This is a genomic window from uncultured Jatrophihabitans sp., from assembly GCF_964244045.1.
Classification (GTDB): Bacteria; Actinomycetota; Actinomycetes; order Mycobacteriales; family Jatrophihabitantaceae; genus Jatrophihabitans.
In genome coordinates this window covers 199,502-213,699 of the sequence record NZ_CAXTHK010000001.1, presented here as the reverse complement: position 1 = coordinate 213,699, position 14,198 = coordinate 199,502, and the positions used below count along the sequence as shown (strand labels likewise).

14 protein-coding genes are annotated in these 14,198 nt (G+C 70.6%); 6 read left to right on the top strand and 8 right to left on the bottom strand.

Annotated elements, in window-relative coordinates; all coding sequences use genetic code 11:
- Positions 1-138: 138 nt before the first annotated feature.
- Positions 139-756 carry an NBR1-Ig-like domain-containing protein gene (locus ACFFC4_RS01060; protein ID WP_375496894.1) on the top strand — a complete coding sequence of 206 codons (618 nt, stop codon included), beginning with the start codon at positions 139-141 and terminating at the stop codon, positions 754-756.
- A gap of 10 nt (positions 757-766) precedes the next feature.
- Here the strand turns inward: ACFFC4_RS01060 and ACFFC4_RS01055 are convergent, their stop codons facing one another.
- The 3 genes from ACFFC4_RS01055 to ACFFC4_RS01045 form a co-directional block, all read right to left on the bottom strand.
- Positions 767-1,981 carry a glycoside hydrolase family 3 N-terminal domain-containing protein gene (locus tag ACFFC4_RS01055; RefSeq protein WP_375496892.1) on the bottom strand — a complete coding sequence of 405 codons (1,215 nt, stop codon included), beginning with the start codon at positions 1,979-1,981 and terminating at the stop codon, positions 767-769.
- A gap of 35 nt (positions 1,982-2,016) precedes the next feature.
- Positions 2,017-3,054 (bottom strand): LLM class flavin-dependent oxidoreductase, encoded by a 1,038-nt coding sequence (locus tag ACFFC4_RS01050; protein WP_375496890.1) that lies wholly within the window; start codon positions 3,052-3,054, stop codon positions 2,017-2,019.
- Between the two features lie 109 nt (positions 3,055-3,163).
- Positions 3,164-4,201, bottom strand: coding sequence for a hypothetical protein (locus ACFFC4_RS01045; protein ID WP_375496888.1), 1,038 nt, complete (start codon positions 4,199-4,201; stop codon positions 3,164-3,166).
- Between the two features lie 86 nt (positions 4,202-4,287).
- Between ACFFC4_RS01045 and ACFFC4_RS01040 the strand changes: the two genes are divergently transcribed.
- Complete coding sequence (locus tag ACFFC4_RS01040; protein WP_375496886.1) at positions 4,288-5,871, top strand: protease pro-enzyme activation domain-containing protein; 1,584 nt, start codon at positions 4,288-4,290, stop codon at positions 5,869-5,871.
- Here ACFFC4_RS01040 and ACFFC4_RS01035 read toward each other — a convergent pair whose 3' ends face one another.
- From ACFFC4_RS01035 to deoC, 3 genes are read right to left on the bottom strand one after another with little or no spacing between them, the layout of a single operon-like run.
- The gene (locus ACFFC4_RS01035; protein WP_375496884.1) at positions 5,872-6,732 is read right to left on the bottom strand and encodes an aldehyde dehydrogenase family protein; all 861 of its coding nucleotides are present in this window, start codon (positions 6,730-6,732) and stop codon (positions 5,872-5,874) included.
- A complete protein-coding gene (locus ACFFC4_RS01030; protein ID WP_375496882.1) occupies positions 6,725-8,158 on the bottom strand; it encodes an aldehyde dehydrogenase family protein in 1,434 nt (477 codons plus the stop codon). Before ACFFC4_RS01030 ends, ACFFC4_RS01035 begins: the two co-directional genes overlap by 8 nt.
- 3 nt (positions 8,159-8,161) lie before the next feature.
- Positions 8,162-9,109 carry a deoxyribose-phosphate aldolase gene (gene deoC / locus ACFFC4_RS01025; protein WP_375496880.1) on the bottom strand — a complete coding sequence of 316 codons (948 nt, stop codon included), beginning with the start codon at positions 9,107-9,109 and terminating at the stop codon, positions 8,162-8,164.
- A gap of 113 nt (positions 9,110-9,222) precedes the next feature.
- Here deoC and ACFFC4_RS01020 point away from each other — a divergent pair, with 113 nt between their 5' ends.
- Positions 9,223-10,419 carry a PP2C family protein-serine/threonine phosphatase gene (locus ACFFC4_RS01020; RefSeq protein WP_375496878.1) on the top strand — a complete coding sequence of 399 codons (1,197 nt, stop codon included), beginning with the start codon at positions 9,223-9,225 and terminating at the stop codon, positions 10,417-10,419.
- Positions 10,420-10,429: 10 nt separating this feature from the next.
- Positions 10,430-11,059, top strand: a complete 630-nt coding sequence (gene upp, locus ACFFC4_RS01015) for a uracil phosphoribosyltransferase (RefSeq protein ID WP_375496876.1) — start codon at positions 10,430-10,432, stop codon at positions 11,057-11,059.
- A gap of 78 nt (positions 11,060-11,137) precedes the next feature.
- On the opposite strand, the gene ACFFC4_RS01010 is transcribed toward upp, so the two are convergent.
- Together ACFFC4_RS01010 and ACFFC4_RS01005 are read right to left on the bottom strand one after the other, a co-directional pair.
- Entirely contained in the window at positions 11,138-11,965 is an 828-nt protein-coding gene (locus tag ACFFC4_RS01010; RefSeq protein ID WP_375496874.1) for an endo alpha-1,4 polygalactosaminidase, read from the bottom strand.
- Positions 11,953-12,429 carry a DUF427 domain-containing protein gene (locus tag ACFFC4_RS01005; RefSeq protein WP_375496872.1) on the bottom strand — a complete coding sequence of 159 codons (477 nt, stop codon included), beginning with the start codon at positions 12,427-12,429 and terminating at the stop codon, positions 11,953-11,955. The genes ACFFC4_RS01010 and ACFFC4_RS01005 overlap by 13 nt, the downstream gene beginning before the upstream one ends.
- Before the next feature lie 99 nt (positions 12,430-12,528).
- On the opposite strand from ACFFC4_RS01005, the gene ACFFC4_RS01000 reads away from it, so the two are divergent.
- Together ACFFC4_RS01000 and ACFFC4_RS00995 are read left to right on the top strand one after the other, a co-directional pair.
- Positions 12,529-13,092, top strand: a complete 564-nt coding sequence (locus ACFFC4_RS01000) for an RNA polymerase sigma factor (RefSeq protein ID WP_375496870.1) — start codon at positions 12,529-12,531, stop codon at positions 13,090-13,092.
- Complete coding sequence (locus ACFFC4_RS00995; protein WP_375496868.1) at positions 13,085-14,194, top strand: L,D-transpeptidase; 1,110 nt, start codon at positions 13,085-13,087, stop codon at positions 14,192-14,194. The genes ACFFC4_RS01000 and ACFFC4_RS00995 overlap by 8 nt, the downstream gene beginning before the upstream one ends.
- Positions 14,195-14,198 lie beyond the last annotated feature (4 nt).

The following is a 14,198-nucleotide window of genomic DNA, read 5'->3' as shown; positions in this document are numbered from 1 at the left end:
AGACTGTAAACGTCCGTGACACGGCGTACGGGTTTGTACGGGGTTTCCATCTCAGCGACTCACGATTTCGTCGCGATGGCATATTTCGTTCAAGATCGCGGGACAGGACAATCCCTCGGTCGTGACGGGGGTCAAACGGTGACTGATGAGTTGTGGGCCGAGCTAGGCGCGACCATGCGGGCGCTGCGCAAGCACGCCGGACGGTCTCTGCGAGCCGTCGAACGGTCGAGCTTCTGGGGTCGCGGGACGCTGTCGCAGATCGAGAACGGCCGGGCGCGGCCGAACCGCGAGCAGGTCGAGTGGTACGACGCCGAGCTTGGCGGGGACGGGTTGTTGCTGGCCATGTACGTCGAGGCCCGGACAGCGCGCGGGGCGGCGCCGAGGCGCGGACCCGGCACCGCCACGTTGTCCGGTGACGCATTCGAGGTCGTGTCGTCCGTCGTGGCGTCCGGTGAGTCGGCTGAGGTCGGCGCCCAGCTCACCGCAGGCTGGACGCTGCGCAACGCCGGTCGCATCCCGTGGACGGGGCGGGCGCTGGCACGGGTGGGCGCGCCCACGGCGCTACGGCTGATCTCGAGCGACCCCGAGGTCCCGATCCCGCCGTGCGACCCGGGCCAAACCGTCGAGGTGCTGTTCAAGATCGGGGTGCCCGACGCGCCGGGCACCCTTGCCGCCTACTGGCACATCGTCGACGCCGACGGACGACCCTGCTTCGCCCCGCCGTCGCTGCTGTCGGTCACCCTGCTGGCGCACTGACCCGCGAAGCTCAGAGCAGCCCGGCGCGCGCCTTGGCCTGCAGCACGAGCAGCGCGGCCGCGTTGACCTTGGCGCGAAACGATGAGCTCGCCCTGGCCTCGGCCAGCAACGCAGACGTCATCGCGCGCGCCTGCCCGGCGACCACGGTGAGCACGACGTCGCCGCCGGCCCGGACGAACCGCACTGCACGCTGACCCGGCGTGACACCGCTGAGCTGGCGGGCCGCTCCGACGTCGTCGCTGATGATCAGGCCTCGGTAACCCAGGGCTCCGCGCAGCATGCCGGTGACGACGGTGTGCGAGAACGCCGCGGGGTTGCGCGGGTCGATGCGCGAGTAGATCGCGGTCGACATCATCACGAACGGGACATGCGCCTGCACCGCGGCCCGGAACGGCGCGAGGTAGGCGTCGGCGCGCGTGGTGACCCGATCGGTGACCCGGGACGCGACGTCGGTGTTGCCCGACACCCGTCCCAGCCCGGGGAAGTGTTTGACGGTGGCCGCGATCCCGGCGTCGGCCATCCCTTCCGCGTAGGCCAGGCCGTGGCTGCGGACCGTCGCCGGCGTGTGCCCGTACTCGCGGTCGAGGTCACCGATGGGCGGGTTCGGGCGGCCCCGGGCCGGCACGGTGTCGAGGACCGGCGCCAGATTGACGTTCACGCCGGCTCGCTTGAGCTGCTGACCCCAGGCGCGGGCCTGCGAACGCAGCGTCGCCGGCCGCCGGCTGCCCTGCACGAGGGCGGCCGGCACGATGCTGAACCCAGGGCCCTGCAGGCGCTGGACGAGACCGCCCTCCTGGTCGGTGGCGATGAACAGCTTCGCCCGCTTTGGCGCGTAGCGCTGCAGGCGTTTCGTGAGCGCGCGGATCGCGCTCGAGCCGGACGTCGTCGTGCCGTCGAGGATCACCGACCCCACGTCGTAACGGGTGATTGCCGAGACGGTTGCCGAGGCGACCCCGGTGCTCGGGCAGTCGACCATCAGCAGCTGACCCACCCGCTGTCGCAGGCTCATGGCGGCGATGGCTGCCAGCGCCCTCGCCGGCGCGGTGTGGGTCTCCGATGACGAAAGGCGCGCCGCGCCGGTGAGCGCCGGTGCGTCGGTGTCCGGTGCCCGGGTCGACGATGCGGGCACTGACGTCCGGGCCGCTTGCGATCCGTCGGGGGAGCACGACACGAGTGACAGCGTCAAAGCCACGCCCGCAATGACGCGGACAGCTCGGCTCGACATGCCCGCACTGTACGGACCGCCGGACCTGGTCGAGCTCAGCCCTGCTGCAGCCCCAGCGGGGCCTCGGCGAACAGCTCACGGACCAGCTCGATGGAGCGGCGCCGGTCGTCGATGTCGTAGATCTGAGCGGTGACCATCAGCTCGTCGGCGTCGGTGGCCTCGAGCAGGCGGCCCAGCTCGCGCCGGACGGTGTCGGGGCTGCCGATGGCCTGGCCGGCGCGTCGCTCCAGGACGAACTGCTGCTCGCGCGGCGTCCACGGGTGGGCGGCGGCCTGCTCGGGAGTAGGCAGGCGTCCGGGCTGGCCCTGGCGCAAGCGAAGGAACGAGAGCGCGCCGGACAGTGCGAGCCGGTCGGCCTCGGCGTCGGTGGGCGCGCAGACGGCGTTGACGGTGACCATGGCGTACGGCTTGGTCAGCAGCCCACCCTCGCGAAACGACTCCCGGTAGGCCTGGAGCGCCGGGACGGTGTGGGCGCCGCTGAAGTGGTGCGCGAACGCGAACGGCAGGCCGAGCAGGCCGGCGAGCTCGGCGCTGAAGCTGCTGGACCCGAGCAGCCAGATCGGCGGCTGCAGGTCGGCGGCGGGCACGGCCTTGACCCGTGCGAACGGGTGGTCGGCCGGGAAGTCATCGGCAAGGAAACAGGCCAACTCGCCGAGCTCCTCGGGAAACCGGTCGGCCTGGAGGTTATTGGTGCGTCGTAGCGCGGCCGCGGTCAGCCCGTCACTGCCCGGCGCGCGGCCCAGCCCGAGGTCGATGCGGCCCGGGTAGAGCGAGGCGAGGGTGCCGAACTGCTCTGCGATCGCCAGCGGGGCGTGGTTGGGCAGCATGACCCCGCCGGAACCCACTCGGATCTGCTCGGTGGCGGCGGCGATCGCGCTGATCAGGACGGCGGGCGCCGAGCTGGCGATGCCGATCATGTTGTGGTGCTCGGCGACCCAGAAGCGGGTGTAACCGAGCTGCTCGGCCCGCTGCGCCAACGCGATCGTCGAGCGCAGCGCATCGGTGGTGCTGGCGCCGTCACCGACCGGCGCGAGGTCGAGAACGGACAGCGGGATGCGCGGCAGGTCGGTCACGCGCGAACACCGTGAGCGCGGGACGGATGGGCATGGCCTTTGGCGGCCGGAGCGCAGCGGAGGTCGGTCATGTGGGTGGAACGCTGCCGTGCGGAGGCCTGTTCCGGTGTCAGTCCGCCGGCTGCAGGCAGGTCCGCACCTCGTCGACGAGCGCGCGCCAGTCGTCGCGGTCGACGTTCGGCCCGTCCAGCACGTCGAGGTCGGCTTCCAGCCCGCAGAACTCGGCCAGCTCGACGACGAGTTCGGTGCCGGGTCCGGACGGCTTGCGCAGGTCGAAGGTGGCGTCCTCGTCCGGGGTGAAGTCCTCGTCGTCGAGCTCGGCGAGCTCGTCCCACCACTCGAGCTTGTGCAACCGGTGGCCGGTGGCCTCGCGGCAGAAGCGGGCAAGGTCGGTGACCTCATGGAAGACGGACACCGTACCGTCCGAGCCCAGGAAGGCCATCTCGACCTCGTCGGTGTCCGGGTCGATCGGGATCTCGGCCCGGACGGTCAGGTAGGTCTCGTCGCCGATGCGGATGGCGATCGGTTCCGCGCCCACCCGCTCCCACACCGAGTCGTCAGCGTCGAACTCGGTCTCGCTGAAGTCCCCGACCCACTCGAGCCAGTCGGACGCCCGCTTGATGGCGCGCTCCCACGACTCGGCGATGGTGTCGCCCAACTCGTTCCAGCGCTTACGGCCGTCCTTGCCCTGGTAGGAGTTGTCCTCGTCGACCAGCTCGGCATAGGCGGGCGTGCCCTCGAGCAGACGCCGCAACGCGCCGTCGTCGCAGCAGTCGGCGATGCGGGTCACCATGTCGACGACGTCGGCCAGTGCGCTGACGTGCACCGGATCGGGCTCACCGCCGGCCCACTCGTAGACCTGATCCAGGTCGTAGTGATTTTCGGGGCTCGGTTTCAGCTCATCGGGCGTGGCTTTGAGGACCTGGCCGTAACCGGGGTGGTCGGACAGGTCGTTCTCCTCGCCGGTGGCGATGAAGGCGGCGAGTTCCTCGGTGCTCGGATACAGCAGGATCTTGCGTCCGTCGCCCAGGAAGCCCTGCCACTCCTCGCCGTCCTCGTCCTCCCACGGCGGGGCGTACAGGGTCAGCCCGGTGCGGTCGTCGACGGTGAGGGTGATCGGCACGATGGACGCAGCTTGGCTCGTCATGTCCGCGAACTTACCGCCCGTGCAGGCTGTCGAAATCGTCAGTGCCGGTCGCACAATTCGTCAGTGCCGGTCGCACAATGAGGTGCATGACTGATCCTTCCGCCGGCTCCGCCCGCACCACCCTGCCCGGCAGCGCTCGCGCCGCCGCCGCTCCCGGTGAGCTCGCCGGGCCCCTCGACCCGGCGACCATCATCGAGATCACGCTTGTGCTGCGCCGCCGGGCCGAGCCACCGGAAGCCGCCTTCACGCGCGCGCCCCTCACCCGCGCCGAACTGGCCGAGCGGTACGGCGCCGACCCGGCCGACCTCGAGGCCGTTCGGGCGACGGTGACCGCCGCCGGTGCCGAGGTGGTGTCCGCCGACGCTGCGTCCCGGCTCCTCCGGGTGCGGGGCAGCGCCGGCACGCTCAGCGAGCTGTTCGGCACGTCGCTGCACCGAACGACCGACACGACCCCCGGAACCCGGCGGCGCAGCGGCGAGCTGTCCGTCCCGCAACCGCTGGCCGGTGCGCTGGAAGCCGTCCTCGGGCTCGACGATCGCCCACAGGCCAGGGCGCGCTTCCTGCAGTCGCAGGCTCACACAGCGTCGGTCTCGTACACGCCGCTGCAACTGGCCGCCGCCTACGACCTGCCGGACGGTGACGGGGCGGGTCAGACGATCGCGATCATCGAATTGGGCGGCGGTTTCGGGCAGGCCGACCTCGACGCCTACTTCGGCGAGCTCGGCATCACCGGACCGACGGTCACCGCCGTGGGGGTCGACGGTGCGTCGAACGTCGCAGGCAAGGACCCGAACGGGGCCGACGGCGAGGTGCTGCTCGACATCGAGGTCGCCGGCGCTATCGCCCCCGGCGCGAAGCAGCTGGTCTACTTCGCGCCCAACACCGACGACGGCTTCGTCGACGCCATCACCCAGGCCGCGCACGCCGACCCGGTGCCGACCGCCATGAGCATCAGCTGGGGTCAGAGCGAGGATCAGTGGAGCGCGCAGGGGCGCCGTGCGATGGACCGCGCGATCGCCGACGCCACGCTGTTGGGGGTCACGGTCACCGCGGCGGCCGGTGACAACGGCAGCACCGACGCGGCCAGTGCCTCCGACGGGCAGGCGAGCAGCGCCCCGCGCGCCGACTTCCCGGCGTCGTCACCGCACGTCCTGGGCTGCGGCGGCACCGCGCTGCACCTCGACGCCGACGGGTCGGTCAAGAGCGAGACCGTCTGGAACGACGGCGGCTCCGGTGGTGCCACCGGCGGCGGAGTGAGCGACACGTTCCCGGTGCCGACGTGGCAGCTGAAGGCCGGCGTGCCGGTGCGGGCAGGCGTCGGCGGCAAGGCGGGGCGCGGGGTGCCGGACGTCGCCGGTGTCGCCGATCCCGAGACCGGTTACCGGGTGCGGGTCGACGGCACCGACACCGTCATCGGCGGCACGTCGGCGGTGGCACCGCTGTGGGCCGGTATCGTCTGCCGTCTTGCGGCAGCGCTGGGCCGTCCGTTGGGTCTCCTGCAGCCGGCGATCTACGCCGGCGCCGCTCCGGGCGTGGTCCCGCCGGGCTTCCGTGACATCACCGCGGGGTCGAACGGCGCCTACTCGGCCGCTCCCGGTTGGGATCCGTGCACCGGCCTCGGTGTCCCGGTCGGCACCGCCCTGCTCGAGGCGCTGCGGGCGTCCGGCTGATCAGAGCCCGATCGGGTGCCAGACGGTCTTGGTCTCGACGAACGCCGAGAGCCGGGACAGCCCCGGGTCGGCCGACCAGTCGGTCGGGCGGGGGACGTAGACGCGCTTGACGTTGTCGGCCGCGGCGACCTGCAGCGCGGCCCGCGCGTCGGGCTCGGCGCCGGTGAGGTCGATCGCGTTGACGTCGCGGTGCGAGGCGAGCCACGGCGCGAGCTCGGCAGTGAACCCGGTCAGCAGGTTGAGCACGCCGCCGGGCAGGTCGGAGGTCGCCAGCGCCTCGGCCAGCGATCCGGCGGGCAGTGGGCGGTCCTGCGAGGCGATCACGACGCAGGTGTTGCCAATAGCGATGACGGGCGCGACGACCGACACCAGGCCTAGCAGTGACGAGTCCTGCGGCGCCAACACGGCCACCACGCCGGTCGGTTCGGGCATCGAGAAGGTGAAGTACGGGCCGGCCACCGGGTTGGTCGAGCCGACGACCTGCGCGTACTTGTCGGTCCACCCGGCGTAGTGCACGAACCGGTCGACCGCGGCGTCGACCTGGGCACCGGCTGCTGTGGCGGTGCCGCCCTCGGACGACACCACCTCGTCGACGAACTGCGCGCGCCGTCCCTCGAGCATCTCGGCGACCCGGTACAGGATCTGCCCGCGGTTGTAGGCGGTGGCCGTCGACCACTTCGCAAAGGCCGATCGCGCCGCCACCACCGCGTCGCGGACGTCCTTGCGGGATGCCTGCGCGGCGTTGGCCAGCAGTTCACCGTTGGGACCGTGCACCGGGTACGAGCGGCCGGACTCCGAGCGGGGGAACGCCCCGCCGAGGTACAGCTTGTACGTCTTGCGCACGTCCACGCGATCAGACATCGAGGTACCCCGCCAGACCGTGCCGACCGCCCTCGCGACCGAAACCGGACTCCTGGTATCCGCCGAACGGCGCCGTCGGATCGAAGCGGTTGAAGGTGTTCGCCCACACCACCCCGGCGCGCAGCTGGTTGGCGATGGCCAGGATCCGCGAGCCCTTCTCGGTCCAGATGCCGGCCGACAACCCGTAGGGCGTGTTGTTCGCCTTGGCCACCGCCTCGTCCGGGGTGCGGAAGGTCAGCACCGACAGCACCGGCCCGAAGATCTCCTCCCGCGCGATGCGGTGCGCCGGCGAGACATCGGTGAAGACGGTCGGCGCGAACCAGTAGCCACGCTCCGGAAGCGAACACGCCGGTGACCAGCGGGTGGCGCCTTCCGCCTCGCCGACGTCGACGAGCGAGCGGATGCGCGCGAGCTGCTCGGCAGAGTTGATCGCTCCGACGTCGGTGTTCTTGTCCAGCGGGTCGCCTACGCGCAGCGTGCCCAGCCGCCGCTGCAACGCAGCGATCAGCTCGTCGGCAATCGACTCCTGGACGAGTAACCGCGACCCGGCGCAGCACACCTGGCCCTGGTTGAAGAAGATGCCGCTGACGATGCCCTCGACGGCCTGGTCGAGCGGCGCGTCGTCGAAGACGATGTTGGCCGCCTTGCCCCCGAGCTCGAGCGTCAGCCGCTTGCCCGACCCGGCTGTCGAACGCTGAATGATCTTGCCGACATCGGTCGAGCCGGTGAAGGCGATCTTGTCGACGTCGCCGTGCTCGACGATCGCCTGCCCGATCGACGGCCCGCCGGCCAGGATGTTGACCACCCCCGGGGGCAGGTCGGCCTCGGCGATGATCTCGGCGAGCACGAGCGCGGTCAATGGCGTCGTCTCGGCTGGCTTGAGCACGACCGTGTTGCCGGTGGCCAGGGCCGGCGCGATCTTCCACGCCGCCATCAGCAGCGGGAAGTTCCACGGGATGATCTGCCCGGCCACGCCGATCGGGCGGGGCGAGGGGCCGAAGCCGGCGTACCCCAGCTTGTCGGCCCAGCCCGCGTAGTAGAAGAAGTGCGCCGCCGCGGTCGGGATGTCGACGTCGCGCGACTCGCGGATCGGCTTGCCGTTGTCGAGCGACTCGAGCACGGCCAGCTCGCGGCCGCGCTCCTGGATCGCCCGGGCGATGCGGAACAGGTACTTGCCGCGCTCGGCGCCCGACATCGCAGACCACGGCCCGTCGAAGGCACGACGGGCGGCGCGCACTGCATCGTCCACGTCGGACGGTCCGGCCTCGGCCACCTCCGCGAGCGGGGTCTCGTCGGCCGGGTTGATCGTCTTGACCGCTTCGCCCGCGCCGTCGCGGAACTGCCCGTCGATGAAGTTCTGGTAGCTCGGTCTGAGCCGGGCGATGTCGCGCGCCTCGGGTGCGGGGGCATATTCAAAGGGGTTCATCGATCAGTCCAGAGAGACATAATCGGGGCCGTCGTAGGCGCCCGTCGTCAGCTTGTGCCGTTGCTGCAAAAGGTCGTTGAGCAGGCTGGAGGCGCCGAAGCGGAACAGTGTCGGCGTCAGCCACTCGGGGCCGGCCACCTCGTTGACCATGACGAGGTAGCGCACCGCCTCCTTGGTCGTGCGGATTCCGCCGGCCAGCTTGACGCCGCGTCGCTCGCCTGTCCGGGTGTGGAAGTCGCGCACCGCCTCGAGCATTACCAGCGCCACCGGCGGCGTCGCGGCCGGGCTGATCTTGCCCGTCGAGGTCTTGATGAAGTCGCCGCCGGCCAGCAGCGCCAGCCACGACGCGCGGCGCACGTTGTCGAGAGTTGCTAGCTCGCCCGTCTCGAGGATCACCTTGAGGTGCGCCGTCTTACACGCCTGCTTCGTGGCGACGATCTCGTCGAACACCTGCTGGTAGCGCCCGGCCAGGAACGCGCCTCGGTCGATGACCATGTCGATCTCGGTAGCGCCGGCAGCGACTGCGTCCCGAACGTCGTGCAACTTGGTCTCGAGCGACGCCCGACCGGACGGGAAGGCGGTCGCGACCGACGCGATCTGCACGTCGGAACCGCGTAGCGCATGCACCGCGGTCCCCACAAGATCGGGGTAGACGCACACCGCGGCCGCGGGCGGGCACGACGGGTCCGACGGGTCGGGGTGCGCAGCCTTGACGCACAGCGAGCGGACCTTGCCCGGGGTGTCAGATCCCTCCAGCGTGGTCAGGTCGACCATGCCGATCGCGGCGTCGATGGCCCAGACCTTGGCCGTGGTCTTGATGCTGCGGGTGGCCAGCGCGGCGGCGCGCCCCTCCGCCCCGACCTGGTCGACGCCGGGCAGCCCCTGTAGGAACCGGCGCAGGTCGGCGGCGCTGCGGGTGCCGTCCGAGGAAAGGACTTCGGTGGCCGTCACCGCTTCATCCTAGAAGCCCGGAGGTCACGGTCGCCTCCGCGCGCGTCCTGCCGGATGGCGACTACGCTCGACGTTTCGGGCCGCGACCCCCGCGACGCGCCGGGGAGGCAGCTGTGCCGATCGACGCACGAGACAGACCGGTCACCCGGCTGTTGCTGGCGCATCAGACGGCACAACCCGACGCATTCGTGGACACGCTGGCCACCGCGGTCACCGGTATCGGCGGCCGTGACGTCGTGCTGTTCCTCATCGATTACGCCAACGTCGCGCTGACACCGCACCCGGACACCCTGGTCCATGGCAGCGAGCCGGAGGTCGCCTCACTCGACGGGTCGATGGTCGGCAGGGCCTTCACCTCGTCGTCGGCCCTGGCCCTGGAACGTGCCGACGGGTGGCACGTCTGGGTGCCGGTGAGCGAGCAGTCGAATCGACTTGGCGTGCTCGCGATGACCCTGTCCCGCTGGGACGAGGAGATCGAGTTCCTCGTCACCGAACTGGGTCTGGCCGCCGCCCCGTTGTTGCTGGCCAGCGCCCAGTACACCGATCTGCCGCACCTGCTGCGCCGCCGACAGGACATGGGACTGGCTGCGGAGATGCAATGGTCGCTGCTGCCCCCGTTGGCCTTTTCCGCTGCGGGCGTGACGATCGCAGGGCTGCTCGAGCCCGCGTACGAGGTCGGCGGGGACTGTTTCGACTACGCCTTCAATGCCGGTTGCCTCGAGTTCGCCGTCCTGGACACGGTGGGCCACGGCCTGAGCAGTGCCGTGCTCGCCGCCCTCCTGATCGGGGCGTACCGGCACGGCCGGCGCGCGGGGGACACCCTTTCCGAACTCGCGTCGAGGATCGACGCCGCGGCCCGCACGTTCCCCGGACTACCCGCCTTCGCCACTGCGATCATCGGCCGACTCGATACCTTCGCCACGACGCTGACCTGGATGACCTGCGGGCACCCCGTGCCGATCGTCGTTCGCGACGGCTCGATCCTGTCCCAGCCGGCCGTGAAACCCGGGCTGCCCTTGGGCATCGGTGGACTCGGCCCGGTCGTCGGCGACATCGTCGAGCTGCGCCTGCAGCCAGGTGATGGCGTACTGCTGTACACCGACGGCGTCACGGACTCCCTCATGCCGGACGGTGCCGCGTTCGGAGAGGACCGGCTCGCCGACCTCCTTGCCCGGGAACACGCCGCCGGCGCCTCCCCGCACGAGGTTGTCCGGCGCCTGCTCCGCACCGCGATCGAGCATTCCGGCAACCGCCTCCGGGACGACGCGACGATGGTCTACCTCCGTTGGGACGGCACGCCGCCCGACTAGGGTTTCAGCCGTGGCAGCCACCGTGACCGTCGTCGACCATCCGATCGTCCAGGCCCGGTTAACGGTGATGCGCGACGAACGCAGCACCAACTCAGAGTTCCGCGCCGCGCTGCGCGAGTTGGCGACGCTGCTGGTCTACGAGGCCACCCGCGATTTCGAGCGCATTGATGTGCCGATCACGACGCCGGTGGCGCCGACGACCGGCACGGCCATCGCCAATCCGCCGCTGCTCGTGCCGGTGCTGCGTGCCGGGCTGGGCATGGCCGAGGCGGCGTTCAACCTGTTGCCTGAGTCGCAGATGGGCTTCGTCGGTGTCGCGCGCGATGAGCAGACGCATGAGCCGCACGCCTACATGGCTTCGCTGCCCGACTCCTTGGCCGGGCGGCCGGTGATCGTCCTGGACCCGATGCTGGCGACGGGCGGTTCGCTGCTGCACTCGCTGCGGCTGCTGGCGACGCGCGGCGCCACCGATCTCACCGTCGTCTGCGCCCTGACCGCCCCGGACGGCGTCCGAGCCCTCGACGAATCAGGTCTCGACCTGCGGCTTTTCACGGCCAGCGTCGACGAGCGGCTGAACGAGAACGCCTACATCGTGCCCGGTCTCGGCGACGCCGGCGATCGGCAGTTCGGACCCCGCTAGCGCCCCTTCCCCCTGGTGATCAACAGCGCTGAAACGTTGGCTGTCGACGGTTCGGCGCTGTTGATCACAGGAGGGGGGTCAGCAGTGCGCGTAGCGGTACCCCCGGGCGCCGCGGGGGACGACGTCGCGGTCGCGCAGGATGATCGAGATCTTGCCGTGCCGTAACCGGCAGGCAGTTGTCCAGGCCGAGCGCGGGTTGTCGGTGTACTCGATCTCGATCACGTGGCGCCCGAAGAACTTCTTGTACGCGCCGCACTCGCGGTACACCTGGCACTCCTCGGCCACCGCGAAGTCGAAGCCGATTCTCACCCCGTCCAGACCCGCGGTGTTCTTCTGCGCGATGGCGAGCCCGCGGGCGTGGGCCCGGGCGATCAACAGCCGCGCGAAGGCGACGTTGTCGGCCCGGGTGATCGCGCCGCGCACGCCCTGCCGCGTCCACGAATCCAGGTTGTCCGGCTCGACCGCAGCGAACCCCTTAGGGGCGCAGCCGTCGATCCAGCTGCCGACGACCTTGATCAGCGCGCTGCGCTTCGCCGCTGTGGACGTGTCGAGCAGGTACTCACCCGGCCAGCCGGGGTCCTGGACGTAGTGGCCGCGCACCCTGAGCAGCAGCGACCGGTGCTTCGCCCGCCAGAAACCGTTCTCCTCCGGCTGGGTCTGGAAGGCGTTGAGGTAGCAGATGTTGTACCGGCCGCGCGCGGGCGAGGAAGTGCGGTCGCGATCGACGATGCGCACGTCCTTCGCCGGTCGGTAGGACCCCCCGAGCTGGTAGTCGGCAATCGCGGCGACGGGCGGCAGGTGCCTGACCTTCGTCGCCGACCGCGTCGGCGGCGCGGCCGACGCGCAGCCGGCACCCAACAGGATGAGAGCCAGCAGCCCCGCGAGCGCCGATCTCACCAACCCCATGTCCCCGGTCCGCCTTTGAACGGGCCGACGACGTCGTCGGTGATCCAACCGCCGTAGAAGCCGCCCTCCTGCGGGCGCACCCGCTCGTCGTCGACGAAACATTCGAATGCCGACGGGTAGCAGGTGACGTAGCCGGTGATTGCGGTGAAGCCGGGCGTCGGGTGCTCGTAGGACCACATCGCACCCTCGTGGCCCAGGACGTCCCAATAGGTCGCGTCGCCCTTCCATTCGCAGAACGTCGAGCGGGCCCGTGACGGCGTCAGCAACCCGTCGACGACCGACGATCGCGGCAGGTACCAGGTCGGCGGGTGGCTCGTCTCGAGCACCCGGTAGGCAGCGGTGGTGTCGGCGATGAGGGTCTCGCCGAGTCGCACGACGACGTGCCGGTCGGAGGCGACGCAGGCCGGCGGGCGCGGGTAGTCCCATACCGACTCCTGGCCGGGTCCTGGGGTGACGGGCTGCATGCGCCCATCCTGCCCCGTCGGCGACGCAGTAGCGGCCCGGATCACAGTGCGCAGAAGAGGCAACCTCGTGGGCCCGGCTGACGTCCATCCCGTGTGGCAGTGTTGACGCCGGTGGAGGCGGAGGAGCGTGCGGCGGGGCTGACCGGTCGGTCGGCAGGGTCCGCCGACCCCGTCGATCTGCACGGGCTCTACAACGCCCACTGGAGCTACCTGGTGCGGATGGCCGTCCTGCTTGTCGACGACGTTGCCAGCGCCGAGGACGTCGTTCAGGACGCCTTCGTAGCGCTGTACCGCAAGACCGATTCGCTGCGCGACCCCGACGCCGCCCTGGGTTACCTGCGTGCGAGCGTGGTGAACCTGTCACGCTCGGTCATCCGCCGCCGGCAGGTGGCCCGCAAGCACCTCAAGGTGGCCGAGCCCGAGAGCACGGCCGGCGCCGATCACGACGTCCTGCTGCGAGACGAGCACCGTGCGGCGCTGCGGGCGGTCAAGGCCCTGCCGCGCCACCAGCGGGAAGTGCTGGTGCTGCGGTACTGGTCAGGGTTGTCCGAGCGCGAGATCGCCGCGGCGCTCAACATCTCGCCCGGTTCGGTGAAATCGGCCGCCAGCCGTGGGTTGGCCACCCTGCATCGCGTCCTAAGCGGCGGTGACTTCGATGCGTGACGACGAGCTCGGGCGGCTGCTCTCCGACGCGTTCGACGCCCAGGCCCGCGGCGCCTTCGGTGAGCACACCCAGGCGCCGCCACCCCGCTTCGCCGACGAGCTGGCGGCCCCGGCACACCGGCGCTGGGTGCGGGTGGGTGCACCGCTCGTCGCCGCCGCGGCCGTCCTCGCGCTCGTGCTGACCGTGGCCTTCATCTCGTCCGGCTCCGATGACGGGCACCGGCGACTCGCAGGTCCCTCAGCGGCCCCGAGTGCACTCGCGTCGGCCCCGGCTGCGTCGAGTTCGGCCGCCGCCCTCGCCGGCCCGGGCCGGGATACCGCGGTGCACGTGAAGTTGCTGAATTCCGACGGCTCGGACTACGGCGTGGGCATGCCGGTCATCGCCTTCTTCTCGAAGAAGATCAAGAACGCGAAGCCGCTGCAGGACGCCACGACGGTCACCGTCGACGGCAAGCCCGCCACGGGCGCCTGGTACTTCGAGTACTCCTCAGCCAACAAGGGCTACCCGATCGAGGGCCACTTCCGCCTCGAGAACTACTGGCCCGCCAACTCCAGGATCCATGTGGCCATCCCGGTCGAGGGGCTGTCCGCCGGGACGGGGCTGTCGTACGACAACAGCCTGGCGCTCGACTTCCGCACCCACGACCGCATCGTCTCGACCGTCGACGACTCGACGCACCGGATGACCGTTACGGACAACGGCAAGAAGTACGGCACCTTCCCGGTGTCGCTGGGCGCCTCGAGCACGCCAACCACCCGTGGCACGAAGGTGATCATGGAGAAAGGCCGCTCGATCTGCATGAGCGGCCCGGGGTACTCCGAGTGCGGCATCAAGTGGACGCAGCGTCTGACCTACGGCGGCGAGTACCTGCACTCCGCCCCATGGAACATCGCCAACATCGACGACGGCCGGGACTCGTCCAACGGCTGCACCAACCTGCTGCCCACGGACGCACAGAAGCTGTACGGGTTCCTGGGCATCGGCGACGTCGTGATCTATCCGAATGCCAACGGCCCCGCCATGACCCTGGGCGCCGGCTACGGCGACTGGAACGTGAACTGGTCGACGTGGCGCACCGGCGGCCTCGTCCCCACCAGCTGAGCGG

Excerpts from the sequence above, each read along its gene's own strand:
- ACFFC4_RS01010 (WP_375496874.1), bottom strand. The coding sequence starts at position 11,965 with ATGGGGTTGGTGAGATCGGCGCTCGCGGGGCTGCTGGCTCTCATCCTG.
- ACFFC4_RS00995 (WP_375496868.1), top strand. The coding sequence starts at position 13,085 with ATGCGTGACGACGAGCTCGGGCGGCTGCTCTCCGACGCGTTCGACGCC.
- ACFFC4_RS01040 (WP_375496886.1), top strand. The coding sequence starts at position 4,288 with ATGACTGATCCTTCCGCCGGCTCCGCCCGCACCACCCTGCCCGGCAGC.
- ACFFC4_RS01030 (WP_375496882.1), bottom strand. The coding sequence starts at position 8,158 with ATGAACCCCTTTGAATATGCCCCCGCACCCGAGGCGCGCGACATCGCC.
- ACFFC4_RS01055 (WP_375496892.1), bottom strand. The coding sequence starts at position 1,981 with ATGTCGAGCCGAGCTGTCCGCGTCATTGCGGGCGTGGCTTTGACGCTG.
- ACFFC4_RS01035 (WP_375496884.1), bottom strand. The coding sequence starts at position 6,732 with ATGTCTGATCGCGTGGACGTGCGCAAGACGTACAAGCTGTACCTCGGC.
- ACFFC4_RS01005 (WP_375496872.1), bottom strand. The coding sequence starts at position 12,429 with ATGCAGCCCGTCACCCCAGGACCCGGCCAGGAGTCGGTATGGGACTAC.
- ACFFC4_RS01045 (WP_375496888.1), bottom strand. The coding sequence starts at position 4,201 with ATGACGAGCCAAGCTGCGTCCATCGTGCCGATCACCCTCACCGTCGAC.